The organism is Oceanicola sp. D3, from assembly GCF_006351965.1.
Classification (GTDB): domain Bacteria; phylum Pseudomonadota; class Alphaproteobacteria; order Rhodobacterales; family Rhodobacteraceae; genus Vannielia.
This window is the reverse complement of sequence record NZ_CP040932.1, coordinates 2,560,286-2,582,254: the sequence shown is the minus strand read 5'-3', so window position 1 is coordinate 2,582,254 and position 21,969 is coordinate 2,560,286. Positions and strand designations below refer to the sequence as shown.

At 62.7% G+C, this 21,969-nt stretch carries 19 protein-coding genes and 1 tRNA gene; 16 read left to right on the top strand and 4 right to left on the bottom strand.

Translation table 11 applies throughout. The features are described 5' to 3' along the window. Positions 1–29 precede the first annotated feature (29 nt). Positions 30–1,184: a ribonuclease D gene (gene rnd / locus FHY55_RS13075; protein WP_140014618.1), complete on the top strand. Its 1,155-nt coding sequence runs from the start codon at positions 30–32 to the stop codon at positions 1,182–1,184. A 163-nt stretch (positions 1,185–1,347) separates the two neighbouring features. On the opposite strand, the gene FHY55_RS13070 is transcribed toward rnd, so the two are convergent. Then, positions 1,348–1,821 (bottom strand): hypothetical protein, encoded by a 474-nt coding sequence (locus tag FHY55_RS13070; protein ID WP_140014617.1) that lies wholly within the window; start codon positions 1,819–1,821, stop codon positions 1,348–1,350. Between the two features lie 123 nt (positions 1,822–1,944). On the opposite strand from FHY55_RS13070, the gene FHY55_RS13065 reads away from it, so the two are divergent. From FHY55_RS13065 to FHY55_RS12995, 15 genes are all read left to right on the top strand, one after another. Further along, positions 1,945–2,373: a SufE family protein gene (locus FHY55_RS13065; protein ID WP_140014616.1), complete on the top strand. Its 429-nt coding sequence runs from the start codon at positions 1,945–1,947 to the stop codon at positions 2,371–2,373. Positions 2,374–2,387: 14 nt separating this feature from the next. Next, entirely contained in the window at positions 2,388–3,374 is a 987-nt protein-coding gene (acuI, locus tag FHY55_RS13060) for an acryloyl-CoA reductase (protein WP_140014615.1), read from the top strand. Positions 3,375–3,562: 188 nt separating this feature from the next. Next, positions 3,563–3,979, top strand: coding sequence for a universal stress protein (locus FHY55_RS13055; protein ID WP_140014614.1), 417 nt, complete (start codon positions 3,563–3,565; stop codon positions 3,977–3,979). A gap of 55 nt (positions 3,980–4,034) precedes the next feature. Further along, entirely contained in the window at positions 4,035–5,909 is a 1,875-nt protein-coding gene (locus FHY55_RS13050; protein WP_140014613.1) for a BCCT family transporter, read from the top strand. A 143-nt stretch (positions 5,910–6,052) separates the two neighbouring features. Further along, complete coding sequence (locus FHY55_RS13045) at positions 6,053–7,168, top strand: VWA domain-containing protein (protein WP_210410483.1); 1,116 nt, start codon at positions 6,053–6,055, stop codon at positions 7,166–7,168. Positions 7,169–7,285: 117 nt separating this feature from the next. Next, the gene (locus FHY55_RS13040; protein WP_140014611.1) at positions 7,286–8,668 is read left to right on the top strand and encodes a deoxyribodipyrimidine photo-lyase; all 1,383 of its coding nucleotides are present in this window, start codon (positions 7,286–7,288) and stop codon (positions 8,666–8,668) included. Positions 8,669–8,825: 157 nt separating this feature from the next. Continuing rightward, the gene (locus FHY55_RS13035; RefSeq protein WP_168223004.1) at positions 8,826–9,311 is read left to right on the top strand and encodes a TrgA family protein; all 486 of its coding nucleotides are present in this window, start codon (positions 8,826–8,828) and stop codon (positions 9,309–9,311) included. Between the two features lie 45 nt (positions 9,312–9,356). After that, positions 9,357–10,490 carry an NUDIX domain-containing protein gene (locus FHY55_RS13030; RefSeq protein ID WP_140014609.1) on the top strand — a complete coding sequence of 378 codons (1,134 nt, stop codon included), beginning with the start codon at positions 9,357–9,359 and terminating at the stop codon, positions 10,488–10,490. A gap of 216 nt (positions 10,491–10,706) precedes the next feature. Then, positions 10,707–11,744 carry a cysteine synthase A gene (locus FHY55_RS13025; protein ID WP_140014608.1) on the top strand — a complete coding sequence of 346 codons (1,038 nt, stop codon included), beginning with the start codon at positions 10,707–10,709 and terminating at the stop codon, positions 11,742–11,744. After that, on the top strand, positions 11,741–14,410 hold the full coding sequence (locus FHY55_RS13020) for a DUF3772 domain-containing protein (protein ID WP_140014607.1): 2,670 nt from the start codon (positions 11,741–11,743) through the stop codon (positions 14,408–14,410). The genes FHY55_RS13025 and FHY55_RS13020 overlap by 4 nt, the downstream gene beginning before the upstream one ends. Continuing rightward, positions 14,407–15,123 (top strand): alanyl-tRNA editing protein, encoded by a 717-nt coding sequence (locus tag FHY55_RS13015; RefSeq protein WP_140014606.1) that lies wholly within the window; start codon positions 14,407–14,409, stop codon positions 15,121–15,123. The genes FHY55_RS13020 and FHY55_RS13015 overlap by 4 nt, the downstream gene beginning before the upstream one ends. A gap of 118 nt (positions 15,124–15,241) precedes the next feature. Next, positions 15,242–15,748: a hypothetical protein gene (locus FHY55_RS13010; RefSeq protein WP_140014605.1), complete on the top strand. Its 507-nt coding sequence runs from the start codon at positions 15,242–15,244 to the stop codon at positions 15,746–15,748. Positions 15,749–15,887: 139 nt separating this feature from the next. Then, on the top strand, positions 15,888–16,229 hold the full coding sequence (locus FHY55_RS13005; protein ID WP_140014604.1) for a hypothetical protein: 342 nt from the start codon (positions 15,888–15,890) through the stop codon (positions 16,227–16,229). A gap of 165 nt (positions 16,230–16,394) precedes the next feature. After that, the gene (locus FHY55_RS13000; protein ID WP_168223003.1) at positions 16,395–16,826 is read left to right on the top strand and encodes a hypothetical protein; all 432 of its coding nucleotides are present in this window, start codon (positions 16,395–16,397) and stop codon (positions 16,824–16,826) included. A 137-nt stretch (positions 16,827–16,963) separates the two neighbouring features. Beyond that, positions 16,964–17,053 (top strand) — tRNA-Ser (locus FHY55_RS12995). 273 nt (positions 17,054–17,326) lie between these two features. Here FHY55_RS12995 and FHY55_RS12990 read toward each other — a convergent pair. The 3 genes from FHY55_RS12990 to FHY55_RS12980 all read right to left on the bottom strand — a co-directional run bounded on the left by FHY55_RS12990 (position 17,327) and on the right by FHY55_RS12980 (position 21,969). Continuing rightward, positions 17,327–18,109 carry a GIY-YIG nuclease family protein gene (locus tag FHY55_RS12990; protein WP_254695304.1) on the bottom strand — a complete coding sequence of 261 codons (783 nt, stop codon included), beginning with the start codon at positions 18,107–18,109 and terminating at the stop codon, positions 17,327–17,329. A 198-nt stretch (positions 18,110–18,307) separates the two neighbouring features. Then, positions 18,308–21,349 (bottom strand): type I restriction endonuclease subunit R, encoded by a 3,042-nt coding sequence (locus FHY55_RS12985; protein WP_140014601.1) that lies wholly within the window; start codon positions 21,347–21,349, stop codon positions 18,308–18,310. After that, positions 21,346–21,969: a retron system putative HNH endonuclease gene (locus FHY55_RS12980; RefSeq protein WP_140014600.1), complete on the bottom strand. Its 624-nt coding sequence runs from the start codon at positions 21,967–21,969 to the stop codon at positions 21,346–21,348. Before FHY55_RS12980 ends, FHY55_RS12985 begins: the two co-directional genes overlap by 4 nt.

Below are 21,969 nucleotides of genomic sequence, written 5' to 3'. Positions count from 1 at the left end.
GGAAAGAAAAAAGAGAGCCACCGCATCTTATGCGCACATTGACGACCACCGAGGAGCTGTCGGCATTCTGCCAGACGGCGGCCAAGGGCCCCTACATCACCGTGGACACTGAATTTCTGCGGGAAAGAACCTACTATTCCAAACTGTGCCTCGTGCAACTGGCCTTGCCCGGCGATGGCGAGGCGGTGCTGGTCGACCCGATTGTGGGCGAGTCCATGTCGCTGGAGCCGCTCTATGAGCTGTTCCGCAATCCTGACGTGGTGAAGGTGTTCCACGCTGCGCGGCAGGATCTGGAAATCTTCTTCATCGAGGGCGGGGTGATCCCCGAGCCGCTGTTTGACACGCAGGTGGCGGCGATGGTTTGCGGCTTTGGCGAGCAGGTGGGCTACGAGACGCTGGTGAAGCGGATCGTGAAAGCACAGGTGGACAAGTCGAGCCGGTTCACCGACTGGTCGCGCCGTCCGTTGACCGATGCGCAGAAGGAATATGCGCTGGCCGATGTGACCCATCTGCGGGTGGTCTATGAGTTTCTGGCCGCTGAGCTGGCCAAGTCGGGGCGCGCGCCTTGGGTGGAGGAGGAGCTTGCGGTTTTGCTGAGCCCCGACACCTATGTGGTGCAGCCCGATGAGGCTTGGCGGCGGGTGAAGACCCGCACGAACTCTGGCCGTTTTCTTGCAATCGTGCGCGAACTTGCCCGCTTTCGCGAGGGCTATGCAAAGAGCCGCAACGTGCCACGTAACCGGGTGTTCAAGGATGATGCTCTGCTTGAGCTTGCCTCTACAAAGCCCCGGAATGAAAAGGAATTGTCTCGCTCACGCCTGCTTTTGCGCGAAGCGCGGCGCGGCGATATTGCCGAGGGTATCCTGACGGCGGTTTCGGCCGGGCTGGAGGCGGACCCGGACGAGTTTCCCACGGTCGACAGGCGGCGGGAGAAGCTGCAGGTGAACCCGGCGCTGGCCGATTTGCTGCGGGTGCTGCTGAAGGCCAAGAGCGAGCGGTTCAACGTGGCGCAAAGGCTGATTGCCAGCGCGGCGGAGCTTGACGAGATCGCGGCGGGCGAGCGCGACATTCCGGCGATGAAGGGATGGCGGCGCGAGGTGTTTGGCGAGGATGCGCTGAAGCTTTGCGAAGGCCGCGTTGCGCTGGCTCTGAAGGGCGAGAATGTGGAGATCGTCGCGCTCTGAGGCCGGTGATGTGACGGGGGGATCACGACCCTCTGCGGCGGGGCGTTCCTTATACATTCGCGAACGCTTGCGGCGCTGTTGGAGTGGGGGCGCTGCCCCCACACCCCCGGGAATATTTAGAGCAAGAAAATGAACAGGGCGGCGCGTTAACCTTAATTGCGGTTTAACGGCCCGCGCTGCGCTGGTTTGCCTGCCCCCGCACGACGATGCGGCTGATCCGGGAGAGTTCGAGGTTGGAGAGGTGGAGGGCCACCGTCACTTCACGCGAGCGCTGTGTGCCCTCGATCTGAAACTCGAGCGGCTCTTCGATTCGGAAGTCATAGGCCATCACACCGTTTTGCGGCAGGCCGTCGCGGCTGACGGGCACAAGCGCGGCGTCCCAGTAGCCTTGGCTCGGGGGCAGGCCCACGGCGGTGATGATCGCGCCGTTCGGGGTGCGCTCGATGCGAAGCTCTGTGACCTGCGTGACCAGCTGGCGGCGGTCGACCACGGTGACGGTTTCTACGGATTGCGCGCTGCGGGCCTCGGAGCGTGATCCGCCGAACCAGTTGAACGGATTGATCCGGCTTTCGGCCAGCCGCGAGCATCCGGTGAGCGCTGTCGCCAGCACCATGGTGGCCAGAAGCGGTTTGATCATGCTCGTCCCTCGGCTTTTCGTTCTTTCCGGGTTAGCGCAAAGCCGTGCCGTTGAAAAGACTGTGTGGGGCTGGACCTTGGCCGCGAGTCGCCCTAGCTCTGAGCGGCGAAAGGAGCCCGGCGCATGGCGAGAGACGACTTCGAGGACATCGTTGAGACCTTTGAGTTTCTGGATGACTGGGAAGACAGGTATCGGCACGTGATCGAGTTGGGCAAGGCTATGGAGCCTTTGCCCGAGGCGCAAAAGGTGCCTGCGACCAAGGTTGAGGGCTGCGCCAGCCAGGTTTGGCTGGTGCCCGAGATCGAGGGGGCGGGGCAGGGCGCGGTGCTCACCTTCAATGGCGAAAGCGATGCGATGATCGTGAACGGCCTCATCGCCGTGCTGCGGGCGTTGTATTCCGGCGCCACGGTGGCTGAGGTGCAGGCGGTGGATGCGCCGGCGGAGTTGAAGCGCTTGGGGCTGGATGAACATCTGAGCAGCCAGCGCTCGAACGGATTGAGGGCCATGGTGGCGCGGGTGCGCGCCGTGGCCGAGAAAGCGGCAACAGCCTGAGGGGGAGACCGGCCATGCGTGCATTGATCGTGGAGAAGGACGACGAGGGAAAGACCTCGGCCAGCGTTCATGAGATTGACGAGAGCCGGTTGCCAGAGGGCGAGGTGACGGTGGCCGTGGAATACTCCACGGTGAACTACAAGGACGGGCTCTGCATCGGCCCCGGTGGCGGGCTGGTGCGCAATTACCCCCATGTGCCGGGGATCGACTTTGCCGGCACGGTCGAAGCCAGCGATGACGATCGCTACAAACCGGGCGATAAGGTGGTGCTCACCGGATGGCGTGTGGGCGAGGCCCATTGGGGTGGCTATGGCGAGAAGGCGCGGGTGAAGGCCGATTGGCTTGTGCCGCTGCCCGAAGGGTTGAGCACGCGGCAGGCAATGGCCGTGGGCACGGCCGGGTTTACGGCCATGCTCGCCGTGATGGCGCTGGAAAAGCATGGACTCACGCCCGGGCAGGGGCCGGTGTTGGTGACGGGCGCGTCTGGTGGCGTCGGCTCGGTGGCGACCGCGATTTTGGCCAAGCTGGGCTATGAGGTGGCCGGTGTGACTGGGCGCCCCGAGAGCGCGGATTACCTGAAGGACCTCGGCGCAACCCAGATCGTGCCGCGCGAGGAGATCGCCGAGACGGTGAAGCGCCCGCTGGAAAGCGAAACATGGGCGGGCTGCGTGGATGCCGTGGGCGGGGCGATGCTGGCCCGTGTGCTCGGCCAGATGAAATACGGCGGCTCGGTCGCCGCAGTTGGCCTTGCCGGCGGCGCGGGGCTTCCGGCGACGGTGGTGCCCTTCCTGCTCAGGGGCGTGAACCTGCTGGGGATCGACTCGGTGATGCAGCCCTACGACAACCGTCTTGAGGCATGGACCCGGATCGCAAGTGACCTGCCGATGGAGAAGCTGGAGGCGATGATCCAGCCCGCCACGCTGGAGGATCTGCCGCAGCTTGGGGCCGATATCCTCAAGGGGCAAGTGCGTGGACGGGTTGTTGTTGACGTTAACGCCTGAGGGCTAAAACCGCCTGTTCGCAGTCTTTTTGCGACACCCGTGTGTCGCAAAAAGACAAAAACTCGGCGTAGGCGGGTGTAAAACCCGGCTGTTCACAGGTAGCATACCCTCGAGCCGCCCAGAATTTGGGCATTGCCTCCGAAGTGACCGACACAGGCCGCGCGGAGGCCTCGAACGGGGAGCACTCTATGTATGCGAAAATAATGGTGCCGGTTGATCTGGCCCACAAAGACCGTATGGCCAAGGCGATCGACACCGCCTGCGCCCTTGCGAGCCTCTGGGGGGCGGAGCTTGTGTTTGTGGGGGTTGCGGGAAATGTGCCGGGCTCGGTCGCGCACAATCCGCAGGAATTTTCCGATAAGCTTGCAGCCTTCGCCGATGAGCAGGCTGCGGCGCATGGGATCGTTGCCACTGCACATGCCGCGATCAGCCATGATCCGGCGGTCGACCTTGACCCGACACTGCTGAAAGCGGTGGAGGACACCGGGGCCGATCTGGTTGTTATGGCAAGCCACATTCCCAAGCTCACCGATTACGTCTGGCCTTCCAACGGCGGCACTGTCGCCACGCGGGCCAGCGCTTCGGTGCTCGTCGTGCGCGGCTAAAGCTGCGCCCGATGAATGACAAGAAACACAGGTGCGCGGACAGGGAGCACAAGAAATGAGTAACGAGACGGACGATCAGGGCATACCCGCCCCGGAAGGGCCATCGGAGGTAATCGATACCGATTACGAGATTGGCCAGCAGAACGTGGAGGGCAGTGTTGGGCCCTTCGGATTTGACATTCACAACCCGGTGTTCCTGATTTCAGGGCTTTGCATCGTGGCCTTCGTGTTCTTCACGCTGGCGTTGCCGGAGCAGGCGGGGGCGACCTTCTCATGGTTGTTCAGCGCGGTGACCAAGGGGTTTGACTGGTTCTTCATCGGGTCGGCCAACATTTTCGTGCTGTTCTGCCTGTTGCTGATCGTAACCCCGCTGGGCAACGTGCGGCTGGGCGGCAAGGAAGCCTCGCCGGACTACAGCTACGTTGGCTGGTTTGCGATGCTCTTTGCCGCGGGTATGGGCATTGGCCTCATGTTCTATGGCGTCTCCGAGCCGATGAGCCATTACAGCTCTTCGGCGGGGGGCACCTCCTACGGGGTAACCTATAGCGGCGATGCTCCGGAAGAGGGCAACACGCCCGAGGGCTGGTCCAGCATCGATGAGTTCAACGCGGCGCAGAGCCTTTCCGGGCCGACGCCCGCGGATGTGCAGGCGCAGATCGACGCGGCGGTGCCGGAAGATCAGCGCGGGCTCTTCGCGCCGACGAGTACCCGCACCGACTGGGCCCCGCTGGGCGCCGCGGGCGGTGACGACGAGGCAGCGGTGCGGCTTGGTATGGCGGCGACGATCTTCCACTGGGGTCTGCACCCCTGGGCGATCTATGCCGTTGTGGCGCTGGCGCTTGCGCTGTTCAGCTACAACAAGGGCCTGCCGCTGACGATCCGCTCGGCCTTCTACCCGATCCTGGGCGACCGGGTCTGGGGCTGGCCGGGGCATGTGATCGACACGCTGGCCGTTTTTGCCACGCTCTTTGGCCTGGCCACCTCGCTCGGCTTTGGCGCGACGCAGGCGGCCTCGGGGCTGACCTATCTTTACGGGTCGGGCGCGGCGGAAGAAGGCACGCGGGCCTTGCTTGGCATGCCGTTCTCCAACGCGGCGGAAACCGAGGTCGAGGATTCGCGGCTGCTGCTGGTGCTGCTGATCTCGGCCATCACCGCGGTGGCGCTTGTTTCGGTGGTGCGCGGGCTGGACGGGGGCGTGAAGGTGCTCTCGGAGATCAACATGGGGCTGGCCTTCCTGCTGCTGCTCTTCGTGCTGATCGTGGGGCCGACGGTGGCCATTCTGACCGGCTTCGTGGATTACCTCTGGGCCTATCTCCAGCGGTTGCCGGCGCTGTCCAATCCGCTCGGGCGCGAGGATGTGAACTTCAGCCAAGGCTGGACCTCGTTCTATTGGGCATGGTGGATCTCCTGGTCGCCCTTCGTGGGCATGTTCATCGCCCGCGTCAGCCGGGGCCGCAGCGTGCGCGAGTTCGTGACCTGCGTGCTGCTGATCCCGAGCCTTGTCTGCGTGCTGTGGATGAGCGTCTTCGGGGGCACCGCGATCCATCAGGTGATCAACGACGGCTACACCGCCGCGCAGGATGCCGGTCTGCCGCTCCAGCTCTTCGAGATGCTGGCCGCGCTGCCGCTGGCGCAGATCACTTCGCTGGTGGGCATCGTCCTTGTGATCGTGTTCTTTGTCACCTCCTCGGACTCCGGCAGCCTGGTGATCGACACGATCACCGCAGGCGGCAAGGTGGACGCGCCGGTGCCACAGCGGGTGTTCTGGTGCATCTTTGAGGGGGCGGTGGCGATTGTGCTGCTGCTCTCCGCGACGGGGCTGCAAAGCCTGCAGTCGATGGTGATCTCCACGGGTCTGCCCTTTACCGTCGTGTTGCTGCTGATGTGCTGGGCGATCTACAAGGGGCTGCGGGCCGAACGTAAGGTCTGATCCGTCCCAAAGGCGAAAACGCGCCCGTCCGGAGTGATCCGGGCGGGCGTTTTTTGTGGCCGGGATTGTGATGCACGGGGAGCCTGCTAGGCTCCTTTGGTCGGGTTAATGTGCTTGGGGGTTTCATGCGACGGATTTCGGCAATGATCGGGGGCCTGCTGCTGGCGGGCACGGGCGGCGCGATGGCGCAGGACGAGGGCGGCGGCGTGGATTGCGTGGCGCTCTATGCCGAGCTGGCAAACCGCTGGCCAGTTGCGCTGGAGCAATGCGAGCCGCAGCCGGTGAGCTACGCGCTGGAAGAGTGCACCCCGCCGCATGACTTTAGCGGGGGCGGTGCGACGACCCATATCGTGCTGGCGATCGACGCCTCGGGCTCGATGGCGGGCAGCGCGGGGAGCGTTTCGAAGATGGAGGCCGCCAAGCGCGAGGCGCGGGCCTTCCTGGGCGATGTGCATGAGGACGTGGCCGTTGGGCTGATGGTGTATGGCCACAAGGGCAGCAACAAGCCGGAGGGCAGGGCCGAGAGCTGTGCGGCGGCGGAGATGGTGCATGGCTTTGACGCCCCGCGCCGGGCGTTGGGCGAGAGCATCGAGGCGCTGCGCCCGGTGGGCTACACGCCGATTGCCGGGGCGCTGGAGGCGGCCGGGCGTCAGCTTGCTGCCCTGCCGGAGCCCAAAGAGGGAGAAGCCGAGCACCGGGCAGTGGTTTACCTCATCTCCGATGGCGAGGAGACCTGCGAGGGAGACCCGGTTGGCGCCGCGCAGGCGTTGGCAGAGGCCGGGGTGGAGGCCACGGTGAACACCATTGGCTTTGCCGTGGATGCCGAAACCGAGGCACAGCTTGCCGCCATCGCGGAGGCGGGCGGGGGCACTTACTACCCAGCCGAGGATGCTAATGCCCTTCAGCGGCAGTTGAACGCGATTGCAGAGGCCGAGGCGTCGGGGCACCGATACGGCAATTGCGTGAACAGAAACGCCGGGCTGATCGGCGTCGCCACCCACAACGAGATTTTGCGCATCACGGCCTGCTACCAGAAGAACGGCCCGGCGCGGGGGCAGAATGGGGTGAACAAGTTCTTCCGTGAGGCCAAGAAAAGCAACGCGCCCGAGGCCGCCTGCGAGGGCGAAGTGCAGCTTATGGCCATGCGCGACAGGCGGGCGGCGTGGAAGTGGCTGCCTGAGCGCAGCGATGCGTTGAACGCCAAGGCGCTGGAAGAGATCAGGGCCTACCGCGACGGGGCAAAGCTCGGGGTGGAGTGACCGGCACCGGCGGTTTGGCCTGCTGGCAAGGCCGCAACGGGGCGCAACCGGTGCCGCGAAATTTGATCCGAACCGCGCTGTGCTGCGTTACCTCGGCAGAGATCGCAAGGAGCCCTCATGACCCGCATCACCATTCTTTGGCACCGCCGCGACCTGCGGCTTTCGGACCTGCCCGCGCTCACCGCCGCCCGTAAGAATGGCCCGGTGATCCCGGTGTTCATCCGCGAGCGCAAGGTGGATGCGCTGGGCGCGGCGGCGGCTTGGCGGATGGGGCTATCGGTTGAGGCGCATGGGCGCGAACTGGAGGGCGTGGGCAGCCGTCTCATTTTGCGATCTGGCAACGCGTTGGAGGTGCTGCGGGCGCTGGTGAAGGAAACAGGGGCAGAGGCCGTCTATTGGAGCCGCGAGTATGACCCGGTGAGCCGCGAGCGCGACAGCGAGGTGAAGGCGGCGCTGCGTGACGATGGGGTGGAGGCAAAGAGCTTTCCCGGCAAGCTGCTCTGGGAGCCTTGGGAGGTGAAGACAGGGCAGGGGACGCCTTACAAGGTGTTCTCTCCGATGTGGAAGACGATGAAGGGCGAAGAACCGGGCGAAGAATGCCCGCGCCCGCGGGAGCTGGCTGCGCCGACGAGTTGGCCCGCGAGCGAAACACTGGAAGACTGGCAGCTTGGCGCGGCCATGCAGCGCGGGGCCGATGTGGTGGCGCGGCATGTGGTTGTGGGTGAGAAGGCGGCACAGGAGCGGCTGCGGGAGTTCGTGAAAGAGCGGATGCACAACTACCCCAAGGGGCGCGACCTGCTGGCCGAACGCTGGACCTCGGGGCTGAGCGAAAACCTGACCTACGGCGAGATCTCCCCGCGACAGTGTTGGAACGCGGCGGAGGGCGAGGGCAGCGAGACCTTCCGCAAGGAGCTGGCGTGGCGCGAGTTCGGCTGGCAGCTGGGCTTTCACTTCCCTCACATGTTCGAGCGGGAGTGGCGTGAGGAGTGGAGCCGCTTTCCGTGGAAGGATGACGAGCGCGCCGCTGAGGTGAAGGCGTGGAAACAGGGGCGCACCGGGGTTGAGGTGGTAGATGCGGCGATGCGCGAGCTTTACGTGACCGGTACCATGCACAACCGCGCCCGGATGATCGTGGCCAGCTACCTCACCAAGCATATGATGACCGATTGGAAGGTGGGCCGGGATTGGTTTGCCGATACGCTGGTGGATTGGGACGAGGCCTCCAACGCGCTCGGGTGGCAATGGACGGCGGGCTGCGGGCCGGATGCTGCGCCTTACTTCCGGGTGTTCAACCCAGCCAGCCAGGCCGAGAAGTTTGACGCGCGGGGCCAGTATCGCGCGCGCTGGCTGGGCCGGGGCGAGGCGGCCCGAAGCTTTTTTGCAGCGGTGCCGGAGCGCTGGGCCCTGACGCCGGGAGAGGACAGGCCCTCAAAGCCGGTGGTCGGGCTGGCCGAAGGCCGGGAGGCGGCGCTGAACGCCTATGCGGAGCGCGATTTCTAGCAGCGGAACAATCGCGGCGCAGGGCCACCATCGTCGCCGCTTTCCCGCGGTTTCGCCTTAATTTTGCCGGTTTCACATGGTGATCTCGCCCCAATCGAGGGGGCGGACTGCGCCCTGTTATCGCCATGGAGTGCCCATGCCTACCGCGACCAAGCTGATGTCTGCCCTGGCCTTCGCCGTGCTGGCCTTCTTCGCGTCGGAAGTCTTCAAACCGCTGCTGCCGGAAGGCACGCAGACCGGAATGTTGTCGATCGTCGACGGGATCATCGGGTTTATCTGCGGCTGGCTCATCATGGGCCGTCTCGCGGGGCGCGGGGTGGTTGCCGCAGCGGGCGGCGGTGTGCGCACGGCGCTCGCCACGGCCTTCTGGTGCCTCGTGTTCTGGTCGATCTGGGACATGCTGAGGGAATCGACGCGCCCGGGCACATTTGCAGGACCAATGGAGGCCATCAACGGGGCCTTCGCGCAGATGTTCGACAATGCGTTGATCATCGTTTCAGACAGCAGATTGGCCTTTACCCTCGGGGAGGGAACCTATTTTCTGCCCCAGGTACCGCTGCTGCTGATTGTCGGCGGTATGCTCTGCGGTTGGTTCGCGGAGTGGACCGAGGAGCGGTCGGCAGACGCGGGCAAGATCGCCTGATTTCCCGCCTGCGCGCTCCTGATACGAGGCGCAGGTGAGGCAGGGATGGCCGATATTTTCATTTACGGAACGCTGATGCACATGCCGCTGCTGCGGGTGGTGCTTGGCGCGGGATTCGATGCGGTGCAGGTTCAGCCGGCGCGGTTGCCGGGCTGGCGCGTGGAGGCGGTGCCGGGCGAGGTCTATCCCATGGTGCGGGCCGATCCCGGCGGCGTGGCCGAGGGCCTGCTGCTGAGCGGCCTCACCGAGGAGGCACTGGCGCGGGCTGATTTTTACGAGGGGCTCGACAACTACGGCTACCTGCGCAAGCCGGTCGAGGTGCAAACCGATGGCGGCGCGGCAGAGGCGACAACCTATGTGCCGGTGGGCGAAGATGGCGCGGCGGCTGGGCCATGGTCTTTCGAGCGGTGGGAGGCCCGCTGGGGCGCGCTTTCGGTGCTGGCGGCGGAAGAGGTGATGTGGTGGATCGGTCGGGCGACAACGGCCGAGGTCGGGCGCCGCTACGGTGTGATCTGCACCCGGGCGCAGGCCCGGCTCAATGCCCGTAAAACCGCCCCCACCACCCTGCGTCGTGAAGCCACGCCCGGTGATGTGGACATATCCGACCTGGACCGGCCCTATGCCGGGTTCTTCGCAGTCGAAGAATATCAGCTGACCCACGAAAGGTTTGACGGCACCCGCAGCGCGCCGCTGGAGCGCGCGTCTTTCATCTCTGCCGATGCCGCCACCGTGCTGCCCTATGATCCGCAGCGCGACCGGGTGATGCTGGTGGAGCAGCTGCGCACAGGCCCGCTGGCACGCGGCGATGCCCAGCCATGGGTGCTGGAGCCGATTGCCGGGCGGGTGGACCCGGGCGAAACCCCCGAGGATTGCGCCCACCGGGAGGCGCAGGAAGAGGCCGGGCTGACGCTTGAGCGGCTGGTGCCGATCGGCGGCTACTATCCCAGCCCGGGCGCGAAGAGCGAGTATCTGCACGGGTTCATCGGCCTTGCCGATTTGCCCGACGGCAGTGCCGGTCTTGGCGGCGAGCCGGGAGAGGGCGAAGATATCCGCGCCCATCTGGTGAGTTTTGATGAGGCTATGGCGCTGCTGGAGAGCGGCGAAGTGAACGTGGGCACCACCGTTGTTTCGCTCCTGCACCTTGCTGCCCGGCGCGAGGGCCTGCGGGCGGCGCGCTGAGGAACAATCACGAAAATTTTGCAGTGCCGCGCCTTTTGGGGCGCCTGTCTTGCCAGCTGCCGTATCGGGCGGACCGGGTTGTGCTTTGCGCAGCGGAGCCGGTCTGCTGTTCTGCCGACTGGCCCCCTCTGCGGTGCGGGGCCGGTTGACCTCGCGAGCGGCTGGCCTATCAAGTGAAGCAGCGCCCGGAACGGGCCACACGGAAGGACGCTTGCCATGACCATCAAACCAGACCTCGCCGCAGCGGTGGGAAACACCCCGCTTATCCGCCTCAACAAGGTGAGCGACGCCACGGGCTGTGAGATTCTCGGCAAATGCGAATTTCTCAACCCGGGCCAGTCGATCAAGGATCGCGCGGCGCTGTTCATCATCAAGGATGCGGTCGAGAAGGGCACGCTGCGGCCCGGCGGCACCATCGTGGAGGGCACGGCGGGCAACACCGGCATTGGCCTTGCGCTGGTGGGCGCGTCGATGGGCTTCAAGACGGTCATTGTCATTCCGCGCACCCAGAGCGAGGAAAAGAAGCAGATGATCCGCCTTGCCGGTGCCGAGCTGGTGGAGGTGGATGCCAACCCCTATCGCAACCCCAACAACTACGTGCGCTACTCGGGCCGCCTTGCCGAGCGCCTCGCGCAGAGCGAGCCGAACGGGGCGATCTGGGCCAACCAGTTTGACAACACGGCCAACCGACAGGCCCATGTGGAGGGCACCGGCCCCGAGATTTGGGACCAGACCGATGGCCGCGTGGATGGCTTTATCTGCGCCGTTGGCTCGGGCGGCACGCTGGCCGGGGTAGCCGAGGCGCTTCAGCCCAAGGGCGTGAAGATTGGCCTTGCCGACCCGATGGGCGCGACGCTGTTCAACTACTACACCCAAGGTGAGCATAAGTCTGAGGGTGGTTCGATCACCGAGGGGATCGGGCAGGGGCGGATCACCGCCAACCTTGAGGGCTTCACGCCTGATATGGCCTATCAGATCCCCGATGCCGAAGCGCTGCCCTATGTGTTCGATTTGCTGGAGGAAGAGGGGCTTTGCCTTGGCGGCTCCTCGGCGATCAACATTGCCGGCGCGGTGCGCATGGCACGCGAGATGGGGCCGGGCCACCGGATCGTGACCGTGCTGTGTGACTATGGCACGCGCTATGCCACCAAGCTCTTCAACCCGGAGTTCCTTCGCGAGAAGGATCTGCCCGTGCCCGGGTTCCTCACCCGCGGCACCCGCCCGGACATGCCCGACGTAACGGTTGAGGCATGAGGGCGGGCACGCCTGTCTTGCGGCTCTGGTTGCTTCTGGCAACGCTGGCTTTCGCCTGCTGCCTCCCTGCGGCGCAGGGGGCGGTGGCGCAATCTCTGGCGGACGATCTCGTCAACGGAACCGGCGCAGCGGGCGGTGACGCGGCCAATGTAGAGCCGGTCAGCGAGGAAGATGGCACCGTGCCGCCCGTGACCGACTCGCTGGAAACCGCCTCGATGAGCATCGAAGGCGGGCCGGACTACGAGGCTTGGGAAAAGGTCGCAAAGCAGGCACGGGAGGTGCTGGAAGCCGACCGCGCCTCCTCACTGGCGCTGGAGCAGCTGCGCGAAAGGCTGGCGGAGTGGCGGGCGCAGTTTCAGGATGCGCAATCGACCAACTCCAACCGTATCGACATTCTGCGCCGCCAGATCGACGCGCTTGGCCCGGCCCCCGATACCGATGCGGGCGAGAGCGAAGCCGAGGAACTGGCAGAACGCCGCTCGGAGCTGAATTCGCAGCTCTCGCGCCTGCTGGTGCCGGTGCGGGCGGCACAAGAGGCCTATATCCTTGCTGACGGGCTCATCGGTGAGGTCGACGCGGTGCTGCGCGACCGCCAGACCCGCGAGCTGCTTGATGTTGGCCCCAGCCCGCTGTTTCCGGCCAATTGGACCGAGCCGCTCAGCCAGCTTGCCGGGGTTGGGGACACCTTGCAGGCCAACCTGCGCTCTAGCTGGCAAAACACCGCGCAACAGGACGCCCTGCGCAAGAACCTCGCGCCCGCGATCCTCGTGGCCCTGATCGGGCTGGTGCTGGTTGTGCGCGGGCGGGCGTGGAGCATGGCGCTTTCGGCGCGGCTCCTGCGCAGCTCGGGGCGGCAACAGCGTACGATGATCTTTGCCATGCTTGTCTCGGTTGGCCAGCTGGTGCTGCCACAGATCGGGCTGGTGCTGATCGTTCTGGGGATAAGGATCACCGGGATCGGCGGGTTGCTGACCGATCAGATCCTGCAAACCATCCCGATTATGGGCATCATGATTTTTGGCGCGCGATGGCTCGGCTCTCACAGCTTTCCCAAGATCGAAATCCTGCCGCCACCGCTGGAGCACGACGAGGGCCAACGTGCCTCTGGCCGCCTTTGGGCAACGCTTGCGGGCGTGTCTGGCGCGCTTTCGGCGCTGCTGGTGTCGCTCACGGCCTTCTCGGGGATCACCGAAGAGGCGGCGTCTTTCCTCAACTTCCCGATCCTCCTGCTCGGCGCAGTCGCCCTGTCGCGGCTTGGCCATCTTCTGGTGGTGCACGCCCGCGCCAGCGAAGAGGATGAACCCGATGAACTGACGTCCAGCGGCTTCCGCGCGAAGGTTGTTCACCTGATCGGGCGGGCGGCGGTGCTGTTGGCGCTGGCAGGGCCGGTGCTTGCGGTGCTTGGCTACCTGAAGGCGGGAGATTTCCTCGTGTCCGCGCCGCTCTCCACCCTCGCGGTTCTGGCCGTCGTCTCGCTGTTCCAGCGCTTTTTCACCCACCTCTACGCGCTCTTCTTCGGGCGGCAGGCCGATGGGTCTGACGGGTTGGTGGCGGTGCTCATCTCCTTTGTCATCATGCTGCTGGCCCTGCCGTTCCTCGCCTTGATCTGGGGCGCACGCGTGGCCGACCTGACCGAGCTTTGGCAAAGGTTCATGGCCGGGTTCTCGATTGGCGAAAGCACCATCAGCCCATCGAACTTTCTGCTCTTCGCGGTGGTCTTCGTGCTGGGCTACATGCTCACCCGGCTGTTGCAGGGGGCCCTGCGCACCTCGGTGCTGCCCAAGACCCGGATCGACACCGGCGGGCAAACGGCGATCCTCTCTGGGGTCAGCTATGTTGGCATCTTTCTGGCCGCTGTCGTCGCCATCACCGCCGCGGGCATCGACCTGTCGAGCCTTGCCATTGTGGCTGGTGCGCTTTCGGTGGGTATCGGCTTTGGCCTGCAAACCATCGTCAGCAACTTCGTGTCGGGGATCATCCTGCTGATCGAGCGGCCCATCAGCGAGGGCGACTGGATCAGCTCGGGCGGGGTTATGGGCATCGTCAAGAAGATCTCGGTGCGCTCGACCCGGATTGAGACCTTTGACAGGACAGATGTGATTGTGCCCAACGCCGATCTGATCAGCGGGCAGGTGACGAACTACACCAAAACCAACATGTCCGGCCGCCTGATCGTGCCGGTGGGGGTGGCCTATGGCTCCGACACCCGCCGCGTGGCCGAGTTGTTGCAGGAGGTGGCGGAAGAGCATCCCATCGTCATCCTCAACCCGCCGCCACAGGTGGTGTTTACCGGCTTCGGGGCCGACAGCCTCGATTTCGAGGTGCGGGTGATCCTGCGGGATGTCTTCTCGATCATCGCGGTGCAAACGGAGATACGCCACCGGATCGCGGAGCGCTTTGCCGAAGAGGGGATCGAGATTCCCTTCGCGCAGCGCGACCTTTGGCTGCGCAACCCCGAGGCACTGGCCGGTGCCATCGCGGGCGGGGCCAGCGTGGAGGCGCCGGGGGCCGACGGCCTCGCGGCAGCGGCTGACGGTGAAGAGCCAACACTGGCCGAGCCCGAGGCGCCCTCCCGCGCTGCGGCGCGCGTTGGTCTGACGAAGGACGATGTGGACGGCGCGGATGGAGACGGCGTGAGCGACGGCGACGGAGGAGGAGACAGATGACGCTGCATCTTTACCGGGATGATCCCTACATGCGCGATGCCAAGGGCACGGTGGTGGAGCATACATCCGAGGGCGGTGTGGTGCTGGATGCTACCATCTTCTACCCCACGGGTGGTGGCCAGCCGGGCGACGCGGGGATGCTGCACTGGGACGGCGGCCAGCTGGAGATTGCGACCGCCGTGAAGGGCGAAGGCGATGCCGTGGTGCTTGTGCCCGCCGGGCCGGGCGCGCTGCCCGAGGTGGGCACCGAGCTGCGCCAGTCGCTCGACTGGGAGCGTCGCTATAGCCACATGCGGATCCACACAGCGCTGCACCTGCTCTCGGTCGTGCTGCCCTTCCCGGTGACGGGCGGCAGCATCGGGGCCGAGAAGGGGCGGCTGGACTTCAAGATGGAAACGCCCATCGAAGACCGCGAAGCGGTGGAGGCGGCGCTGAATGCGCTGGTGGCGCGGGATCTCCCGGTCAGCGAAGAGTGGATCACCGAGGCCGAGCTGGACGCAAACCCCGGCCTGGTCAAAACCATGTCGGTCGCCCCGCCGCGCGGCGCGGGCAAGGTGCGGCTGGTGCGGATTGGCGCAGGCGAGGACCAGGTGGACCTGCAGCCCTGCGGCGGCACCCACGTGTCCCGGCTGGGCGAGATCGGTGCGCTGAAGCTCGGCAAGCTCGAAAAGAAGGGCCGCGAAAACCGCAGGGTGAACATCACCTTCGCCTGATCGCGGCAGGGTTGCGCGCGGGCCTACATAACAGCTTTCTTCACGTTGCCGGGGCCTGATGGCGTGCTAGGCTTTTTGCCATTGCACGATCCCGATTTTCAGACCCAAGGAGTTCTTCATGGAATTCGGCTACAACATGAAAAAGGACTACCCGCGCTGCACCACCTTTCTACAAGGCGATCTGCCCACAATGGTCTATGACCAGAAGGCGTTTGAGGCTTTTAAGAAGCACGGGGAAATGAGCGATGAGCTGGCCAAGAAAACCCTGCGCATCGGCGCGCCTCCCACAATCCGGCCTGCGTTCCTGAAGGAGGCACACGGCAAATATTACGGGGCAGGCTCGCCCAAGCTAAAGGACACCATCTTTCTCTCCACCGAATTGCTGGCCTGGTACGAGTTCTGCGAAGAAAACCGCAATGACGTGCTGCTGCGGAAATACATGCTGATAAAGACGATGCACGAAATGGTGCATTGGGGCGACGAGCAGGATGGCGTCGATCAGGCCCCGGAAGAGGGCGAGGAGTTCGAAAAGGAAGCCTGCGGCTACTACCTGTTCTTCTACAGGGCTTGGGCCGAACGCACGGAGCGTGAGTTTCGTCGCCGGTTTCCGCGGGCCGTTAAGTAGCAGGCAGGCCAGCAGGCACCCCCGTCCAAGGCTTCAGGCCCGTCGGTTGGATGGACGGCACGTGCAACGTGTTTGTCTGTCGGCACGGGGGGAACGCAGGGAGAGCGGGCTGCGTTTGTCTGCAAAGAGGACGCTCCCGATGACAAACCAGCCGATCGAACCCAGCCTTGCCATGATCGAGCACCTGCTCGCCCATCCCGACATTTCGCGACACATTGCCGGGCTCAAACGCCTTCGCGTGGCGGTCACCGCCGAAGCAGGCGCTGTGTCCGGCCATGGCAGGGCAGGGGGCACCGATTTGGTTGTGACCGGTCCGGTAGATGCCGAAATCGCCGAAGAGGCATTTCACATCACCCGCGTTATTCCACGCGACGGCGGGCACCTGCGGCTCGACTTTGCGTATCCGCCCGCTGACCTCTCGGGCAGCGCCGAGGTGAATGGAGAGGGCCAGATTGTGGATGTGGAAACATCAGAAGGCTGACGCGCTCGCCCGTCCTCGCTGCTACTGCTCCGGCGGCAGGAAACAGCCCAGCCGGGGGCCAGCAGCCTGCGCACGCCATGGGGGAGCCGCATCTGTGCTACTCTGGTCGCGCCACCGCGTCAGAGTCGAGAGAGGCAGATTGCTATGAGAATCGGGCCGAAGATCATGGCGAAGTTCCAGCGCGTCGCCAGACAACTTACATACGCCATTCCGCGGCAAGGGCAGCGGCAAAAGGTGATTGAGGTGTTTTGCGAACTCTCCGAGCTGGATGAAATCCGCGCCAAGGCCTGTTTCCGCGATGGCACGCTGCCGATCATCGATTGCAAACCCATGGTGGCTTATGGCGAGACCAACCGCGATGAGCCGGATCGGGTGTGGATTGCAACAGACCTCTGCGAAAAATTGGAGGCGCTTTCACCGATGCATCGCGAAACCCTGCATCTCTCTGCCCTGATCGAACACACCGCGCTGCACGAAATGGTGCATTGGGCCGACCTCAAGAACAACGGCAGCTTCCACGGGCGCTCCGGCCCGGCAGACATTGGCGCCGAGTTTGAATATCGGGTCTTCGGGCGGGTGCTGCACGAGCACCCCTGAGCGCGGCAAACACCGCAGCGACGCATGGTGCCCGGCAAGCGCACCAGCCCGCACGCGTGTGCCTCTGAAGCCCCGCGCATTTCCTGAGCCAAAGCCTCTTGCACGCCGCGCCGCAGATGCGCTAAGAGGCGCGGACCGGAGAGGTGGCCGAGTGGTCGAAGGCGCACGCCTGGAAAGTGTGTAGGCGGGAAACCGTCTCCAGGGTTCGAATCCCTGTCTCTCCGCCACTTGCCCCAGCGAAAGCGTTCTCCCGATCCGGCTGCGGCCGGATTGTTCCGTTATATTCAAGGGTTATACGGGATGGGCTGAGCACTGGCCTTGGCTCGAGGAGGCTCGGAAGCGGTCTCTTAGGGTCAATATTCTCCGGACCTTTCAACTAGGTCCATTTCGGTTCAATGGCGTAAGCATTTGTTTTTTAGAAATATATCTTTGGCGCTCACGTAGTCGGAGTTCTTGTTCCGTCTGAATAGAGAAAGCGACCGACGTCTAACCCTGCACCGTTACCCGCCGCGTACATCCCCTTGTGACAAAGCGCCTTCAGCTTCCCAATCCGCATAGCATCGGCCATCTGCAAGCTTCCAAAGGATGCGTCCATTCGCACTGGCTCCGATTACGGTTGCCGCCGCAGCAGATGCCGACGTGAAGCTATAGTTACTGGCGAATATCAGGGACCCAGCATCCTCTCGAAGAACGCCTGATTTCAGAAGGGTATCTCTCAGAGCAAGGGTTCCCTTCGGAATGGTCGGCGTAGTGCGCGAGCGGGCCTTCGAACCCTCCTTGACCACGTAGTCGCCTGACTGCGCGATCGTCATTTCCGCATTGAAGCCTTCCCCCCTGAAAAAAAAGACTGGGCTAACGTCTACTCCGGCCGCGTCCAACTGCTCTGTTGGCTCAGCCGGTCTACCGCGCATGTCACGGAACAAGTCCCACCCGAGCGCGCCCACAAGCGTCTTCGTCTGGTCGACGAACTCCTGCATGGCCGCCCGGTCTGGCAGCGGAAGTTTACCGGCATCTTCTGAAGGCCGCTTGCTATTCGGTACAAGCCATCGCGGATTCCTTCCCACCGCCCGGATGAGGCAGGCCTCCACGTATCGCGCGTGGCTCTTCGTCAGGTTCTCATCCTTGCTGATGAGCACCACGGTGTCAGTCCAAAAGCCCTTCGGATCTCGTCCCGCATCATTCGAATTATGAGTGTATAATCGCGCGCCTATACCTTCTGATTCCCCTATATAGGCAATCAGCCGGTCGGGTTCATTCTCGTCTGTGCCGATAAGAAGGTACACTCCTGGCCGCTCAATCTCTGGGAAGGCCTCCCTGACGCGTCGAAGTTGATTCCTTCGGAAAGCGATTGCCTGAATTGTAGACATAGATATCTGTGCGACACGGATTCCGTTTGGGTCGCCATCAAGCAGGAAAATGTTGATCGAACGAGGCTTCAAATTTAGCGACTCCCGCTGTGGATGATGAGGTGGCGTCGCGCGTCACTTTCCCTCAGCTTGATCTTCTGCCGAGCTGTTGAGCTTGCGATAGGCTTCAGATGAAAGCCAACCCGTCACAACTTTTTGAAACGATATATCGTTCATGAATCGCGCAAAAATCTCCTCGTTCTGATCCATCCGCTCGACAAATAGCGCCTCCAAAAGGTTCTTGAAAACGAGCTCAAACTTGTCGCCAGGGTTCACCATGGCTGCCTGGCGAAGCGCATTGTCAGAGATCGCTGCCTCTATTATTTGATCGAAGAATAGTTGGTCCGCCTGGTTGAAGTCTGTCCCAAATCGATCATTTACGACGTCGATCAGGCGCGACAGCGGAACGGCCTCTTCACGCAGCACGCCACTACCAACCTCCGAAGGGCCATCGAGCCGATTAGACTGTCCGTCGTTAAGGCTGATTGAGCCTTCGCTAATTTTCTGAAGACGATAGTATTCAAGCCGCACCTCGTCATCGAACTGGTAGGAAGGTCCAGCGCCGCGTTTCGGCAGCTTTGTCGCGAGGTGTCGTAGAAATACATACAGGCGCTCGAGATCCGTATCCTGATAAGGAATGATCTGACTGAGGAAGCCATAGAGGCTGCAGAAAGCGAGCAACTTGCCGCGCCATAGCTCGGCCTCGTCCGGTTTCTCTTGTTGAAGTTCCTGGAAGCGCGCGACAGAAACATCGAGCGCCGCGTTCATCAACTGATGATCGTTCGGGCTCTGGCGCTGGCGCGGCTTGAAATAGACGGCGCTGAAACTCTCAACATCTGCAGACACATAGACGCCCTCGGCATCAAGTTCGCTCTTGATCTCGTACATTCGAGCAGGGTCGACGTCTTCACCGATTTCCGCCCCTTCAAAGTAGGTCTTGAACGCCTCTCGGATTTCATCCCGATCGTTGACAAAATCGAGGACAAACGTGTCTTCTTTTAGCGGGTGTATGCGATTCAGGCGCGAAAGAGTTTGAACGGCCTGGATCCCAGCAAGCCGCCGGTCGACATACATCGTATGGAGCAAGGGTTGGTCGAAGCCCGTTTGGTATTTCTCGGCGACGAGTAGGACCTGGTATTCTTGGGTGGCGAACACTTCCGGCAATTCCTTTTCCCGGATGCCGAGATTCATGCCTTCCTCAGTGTATGTAAGATCCTCCACCTTGTCGTCCGAAACGACACCTGAAAAGGCCACAAGAGACTTGATGGCGTAGCCCTTCTCCTTGATGTAGCGGTCAAAGCTCTGTTTGTAGCGGACTGCTTCAAGTCGGGATCCAGTCACCACCATGGCCTTAGCGCGCCCTCCAATCTTGTGTTGGGTGGCGGCGTTGAAATGCTCGATCATCACTTCGGTCTTCTGTGCGATGTTGTGGGGATGGAGCTTCAGGAACCGTGCAAGTGCACGTGCAGCTTTTTTCCGCTCAACGTTCGGATCATCCTCACTGGCCTTCAAGAGACGAAAATAAGTAGCATAGGTCGTGTAGTGTTTCAGAACGTCGAGGATGAAGCCCTCTTCGATGGCTTGGCGCATCGAGTATCTATGCGCAGGTGTACCGTCTCGTCCAAACACTTTGAGCGTCTTGTGCTTGGGTGTAGCGGTAAACGCGAAGAAGCTGAGGTTCGCTTGCCGGCCGCGTTTCGCCATTGATCGGTAGAGCTCGATCATGTCCTCGTCTTCGTTCTCGGCCATATTCCTCGCTGCCGCTTCGCGAAGACCTTGACCGCCAAGAACCTCCTTGAGATCAGTCGCCGTCTCGCCGCCTTGCGAGCTGTGCGCCTCATCGATGATCACAGCACAGTGGCGGGATTTGAGGACGCCCACCTCTGGCTCGCCTCGCTCCTCCGCCATTTTTGCGAGCTGGCGCGAGACGAAGGGAAATTTCTGCAATGTGGTGATGATGATCGGGACCGCACTTTCAAGCGCCTCCGCCAGCTGGCGCGAGTTTTCATCGATCTTTTGCACCACGCCGTGCTTGTGTTCGAATTGGTAGATCGTGTCTTGAAGCTGCTTGTCCAGCACTACACGATCAGTGATCACAATTACGCTGTCAAAGACGCGATTGTTCTTATGGTCATGCAGGGACGCCAGCCGGTGCGTCAGCCAGCCTATAGTGTTGCTCTTGCCGCTGCCGGCCGAGTGCTCGACCAGATAGTTGTGGCCAACAGCTTCGCGCCGCGCCTGATCCACCAGAGACCGAACCGCTTCTAGCTGATGGTAGCGCGGAAAGATCATCGTCTCCTTCTTGACCCTCCTTCCTTCGTCGTCGCGCTTGTCCTCGATTTGCATGTGGATGAACCGTGCCAACAAATCGAGCAGGCTGTCCCTTTGAAGGACCTCTTCCCAGAGATAGGCAGTGCGATAGCTGCGACCCTTTATGTCGGTCGGATTGCCCGCGCCGCCTTCGCATCCTTTGTTGAAGGGCAAGAAGTGGGTGGCTGGACCAGCCAATCGTGTTGTCATGAACACCGTGTCGGTGTCTGCGGCGAAGTGGACGAGCATACGTCGCTTGAACTCAAAGATCGGTTCACGTGGGTCGCGATCATTGCGGTACTGGCGCAAGGCATTCTCAACGGTCTGTCCTGTCATCGGATTCTTGAGTTCAACCGAGGCGATTGGAATGCCGTTGATACTCAGCGCCACATCCAGCGATTTCTCTGAGACTTTCGAGAAGTGCAGCTGCCGAGTGATGCTCACGCGGTTGGCGGCATAGCGCGCCTCAAGTTCAGGGTTGAGTCCATGCGCCGCCTTGAAGAAGGCCACGCGGAGAGTCTTGCCATAACACTTGAAGCCATGGCGCAAGGTGGCGAGCGAGCCCTCCCTATCCATCCACTTCGTCAGGTCGGTGAGGATCTGCGCTCCCGTCTTGTCCCCGTGCAGCGCTTCCAGAGCCTTCCATTCCTTCGGCTGGGTGGCGCGAATGAATTCAAGTACGGTCTCCGGAAAGATCGCCCGGTCTCGGTCAAGCTCTGCCGCCGGCTGAGAAACGTAGCCGTTCTCAAGCAAGGTCGCCTCGATGACGGTCTCGAAGGCACCTTCTGAATGTCGAGCGTGGTTCATGACGCCTTGCCTCCCGCTTTCTGTCGAAGGAACCAGATCGCAACTGGACTAAACGGCTGATACTCTGCCGCATTTATGCGGTGATCGATCTGTTGTTGAACCTTCTGTCGAGCTTTCGGCGTGGAACGCCACCACTGCAATACCGAATCCAAGACCGCCTTTCGGCTGTTCTTCAGGTAGCTTAAATTTAAACCCAAAATGTCATTTAGCTCTGGATCGAATTCGTCATCAGAACTTTTTACTGTTCCGTCCACGAGATATTCTAACCTAGTTTCAATGGCATGTGCCGTGTCTGCTGGATTCCACTTTATATCACGGTCGCCTTTCCTTGTGTCGCAGTGCTGCTCGTTTGGAGACTTTCCATTGCCACCAAGGCACGCGCCAAGCAAATTCCCGTACACTAGCTGCAGGTCGCTATGGTCCGCCTGGCACTTCCAATGCTCAATCTTCATCGCTGTCCGTTCGGCTCGGATACGCCCGGTGCAGTAACAGCATAGGCCCTTCTGCTCACTTACAAGCGCAGCACGCAGCTCTCCCTTCTGAGTATAATTGTCGTAGTTGCTGTGGGGCTGCGCTCGGTGCTGTGTCAGGCTCTTTGGTTCGGCGCCCTTGGTGATCAT